This window comes from Paenibacillus sp. AR247, from assembly GCF_002968895.1.
GTDB classification, from domain to species: domain Bacteria; phylum Bacillota; class Bacilli; order Paenibacillales; family Paenibacillaceae; genus Paenibacillus_AQ; species Paenibacillus_AQ favisporus.
In genome coordinates, this window is the sequence record NZ_PCZT01000009.1 from 1,816,983 (window position 1) to 1,820,320 (window position 3,338).

The following is a 3,338-nucleotide window of genomic DNA, read 5'->3' on the forward strand; positions in this document are numbered from 1 at the left end:
CCGTATGTACCGGCCACGACGCTCGCCATTTTGAAGCGGGAATTTGCCNCCGGACTGGGCCCGATCACCTGGGAATCGTTCCGGCAGCCGCTTCTGCACCTGCTGCTCACCACGCCTCCCGAGCAGCTCGCGGCCCTGCACGAAGTGACGGAAGGGCTCGAGCATCGCCTGGGCAAGCTGCTGCCGGCCCTGACAGGGGCCGATGTGGCCAGCCTGCTCGCCGCCTTAAAGACAAAGCGCTATACCCATACGAAGCTGCAGCGGATGCTGGTGCATATTTTGCTTCGGCACTCGAAGGAGCAGCTCGCTCCTGCGCGTCTTGCGGAAGGCCCCGGCTATTTAAGGATCCTGGGATTCAACAAGACGGGACAGGCTCTGCTCAAGCAAATGAAAAAGACGGCCTCCCTACCGGTGGTAATGAAGCCGTCCGCCTTCTCCCATGACCAGCTGGACCTGGACCTCCGGGCGGCGGCGGCATATGCGAACGCGTACGCCGCGCCGTCGCCGGACGATTGGTACCGCGACTATATGCAGCCGCCGGTCATGATTTAGCCTGCAGCTGGTTCATATAGTCCATCGCCTGCTCGAGGGTGCTGACCTGAACCAGCTTCATTTTCGTTTTTATCTGATCCGCTTTGGCTTTCGCCTCGTTATAGTTATCCTTCGGAACGAAGAAAATATCAGCATTCTCCCGGTCCGCCGCCACAATCTTATGCTGGACGCCTCCGATCGCCCCGACGGTACCGTTCTTGTCGATCGTGCCTGTGCCTGCGACCCGGTAGCCCTTGGTCAGATCCCCGGGCGTCAGCTGGTTGACGATTTCCATCGAGAACATAAGGCCGGCGGAAGGCCCTCCGATCCGCGTATCCTTGAACTGGACCTGATGGCCCGGATCCTTCGTCTTGACCGCCTGCATCGTCGCTATGGTCACCCCGAGGCCGGCCCGGGTGCTTCCCGTTTTCTGATCCTTGATCGGAATCAGCTTCAGCTTCTGCTCCAGCGTTTTGCCGCTCCGAAGCAGCTTGACGGTGACCTCATCGCCCACGTTCATCGGTTTCAGAATGTCGGCGAGCGCCGTATTGTCTGGGACCGGCTTGCCGTTGACTTCCTCAATGCGGTCTCCGGGCTTGAAGTATTGGTTGTTCACCGAATCGTCCGGCGTCGAGAACACAAACAAATACTCAGGAACGATGCTGAACGGCACCTTGGCTTCCCGGTAAGCCGCCTCCATTGCGGAGGACTGGGAGTCGCTCATCATGTAGACCTGCTCCGCCGCATACTCATCCTCGCTCATATCCCCGAGTCTCGCCTGCTTCTTGGCTACCTCATCGTTCGGGTTGAACACCGACATGACGAGCATGGCGATATTGGCGTAACTTGCCGCCACCGTCGTCATCATGAAGGTTCCGCGCTCCTCCGTATCCCCTTTGGCAATCGACAGCATCGGCTTCACCTCGTTGGCGCTGCCCGGCTGATAAATAATGTATGGTGTCGGCATATATACGCACACATACACCATGACCGCCACCACGAAAATGTACAGCAGAAGGCGCAAGCCCTCTCTTCTGCGCGGCCGTCTCATATTGTTGCCATCTTTCATTCCCATCCCTGCTCCCTGGTCTTATGGTTGTCTTCCCCGCATAGATTGGGTACTAGCTATGTTTACTCTTAAGAGGTGAAAATCATGAAAAAAACGACGCATCGTCCTTCTCCCAAAGCCATGACACTTATGCTGGGAGCGTGCGCAGCAGCTCTCGTGGCCGGTATCGTCAGTTCCCCTGCCCCCGCTTTTCAGGCTTCCCTTCAAGGTCTGAACCTATGGTGGAAAATCGTGTTTCCCGGGCTTTTGCCTTTTCTCGTCCTGTCGGAAATTCTGATCGCGTACGGCTGGGTGAGCGCCCTGGGCGCTTTTCTGGAGCCGCTGATGAAGAAGCTGTTCCGTCTGCCCGGCACCGGCGGATGGGTCATGGCCATGGGGCTGACGACCGGTTTTCCGGGCGGTGCCCAGGCGGTTCAGCAGCTTCACGCCCAGGGCAGTCTTCAGGCCGAAGAAGCGGGCAAGCTCGCGGCCTTATCCCACTTCTGCAACCCGGTGATGATTCTCGTCGTCGTAGCCACCGGTCTGATGCACGATCCGGCCCTTGGCTACGGCTTGATCGCCGTTCATTGGATCGCCGGCATCCTGGCCTATCTGACCGTCCACCGGCGCTTCAAAACGAAAGGAGCCGCCCCTGCGTCAGACAAGCCCCGGCAGCAGCGGCTGGAGGGCAAGCCTGCTCCGCTGCCTGCCCGCGTTCTTCAAGCGGCGGAGGAAGCGCGCGCCAAAGACGGACGCAGCTTCGGCCGGCTGCTGGGCGACTCCGTCACACATGCCGTCCAGGTGCTGATGATGATCGGCGGCTACATCATTATTTTCTCCGTTGTTATCCAAATTGCCGGCCGGGTGACGACCGCCCGGCTTCCGATTCCGGATTACGCATTATCAAGCCTCTTCGAGGTGCATTTGGGCGCCCGGGACATCAGTGCCGCCGCGTTTGCTTCCGGTGGGCTGCAGTGGTCCGTTCTGTCTGCTCTCCTCGGATTCAGCGGCATCAGCGCCCTGCTGCAGTCCATGTCCCTGATCCGCAAAACCGGGGCTCCGCTCATGCCCATGGTCTGGACCCGGATTCTTCATGGGGCATATGCCTTTGCCCTGACATGGTTGACCTGGGCTCCGCTCGCCGCATTGTTGGGCCGTATTCATCCCGTTTATTCCGAGAGCGGCCCGTTCAGCGGCAGCCGCGGCCCGATAGAGGATCTGTGGGTGCTGATGCCCCAGGTGCTGAAGTGGCAGGGACTCCTGCTCGCCTTCATCCTCGGCGCCTTAATCGTCCTTCTGATTGTGGTTCCCCGTCGCGACAAAACGGTCCGGCGTTAAAATTTACTGCGCAGCGCCTTCTCCACTTCCGGCGGAACCAGGTCTGTCACGTCTCCATGATAGGCGGCGATCTCCTTGACGATGCTTGAGCTGAGATAGGAGTACTTCGGATTCGTCATCATAAAGACGGTCTCCGCCTCCGGGTTCAGCTTATGATTGGTCGACGCCATCTGCATCTCGTATTCAAAATCGGTGACGGAGCGAATACCGCGCATGATAGCCTGGGCATTCTTCTGCCGCACATAGTTGGCCGTCAGGTCGCGGAAGCTGTCCACTTCGATATTCGGGATATGCCCGGTTACCTGCCGGATCAAATCCATCCGCTCTTCTACCGTAAACAGCGGGTTTTTGCTCCGGTTGTTGAGTACAGCAACGATCAGCACGTCAAACTGCTTAGCTGCCCGCTGGATGATGTCGAGAT

Annotated in this window: 4 protein-coding genes; 2 read left to right on the top strand and 2 right to left on the bottom strand. The window is 58.8% G+C overall.

Annotated features, from left to right (window positions below):
* A partial coding sequence (locus CPT76_RS39905; RefSeq protein ID WP_258168544.1) for a nucleotidyltransferase family protein occupies window positions 1-552 on the top strand: 552 nt, incomplete at its 5' end.
* Here CPT76_RS39905 and CPT76_RS16835 read toward each other — a convergent pair.
* Window positions 542-1,582 carry a SepM family pheromone-processing serine protease gene (locus tag CPT76_RS16835; protein WP_105444113.1) on the bottom strand — a complete coding sequence of 347 codons (1,041 nt, stop codon included), beginning with the start codon at window positions 1,580-1,582 and terminating at the stop codon, window positions 542-544. The two genes, CPT76_RS39905 and CPT76_RS16835, sit on opposite strands and share 11 nt — an antisense overlap.
* A gap of 102 nt (window positions 1,583-1,684) precedes the next feature.
* Between CPT76_RS16835 and CPT76_RS16840 the strand changes: the two genes are divergently transcribed.
* Window positions 1,685-2,917, top strand: coding sequence for a nucleoside recognition domain-containing protein (locus tag CPT76_RS16840; protein ID WP_105443655.1), 1,233 nt, complete (start codon window positions 1,685-1,687; stop codon window positions 2,915-2,917).
* Here the strand turns inward: CPT76_RS16840 and coaD are convergent.
* Window positions 2,914-3,338 (bottom strand): pantetheine-phosphate adenylyltransferase (coaD, locus tag CPT76_RS16845; RefSeq protein WP_105443656.1); only part of this gene is annotated, 425 nt, incomplete at its 5' end. The two genes, CPT76_RS16840 and coaD, sit on opposite strands and share 4 nt — an antisense overlap.

Excerpts from the sequence above, each read along its gene's own strand:
- CPT76_RS16835 (WP_105444113.1), bottom strand. The coding sequence starts at position 1,582 with ATGAGACGGCCGCGCAGAAGAGAGGGCTTGCGCCTTCTGCTGTACATT.
- CPT76_RS16840 (WP_105443655.1), top strand. The coding sequence starts at position 1,685 with ATGAAAAAAACGACGCATCGTCCTTCTCCCAAAGCCATGACACTTATG.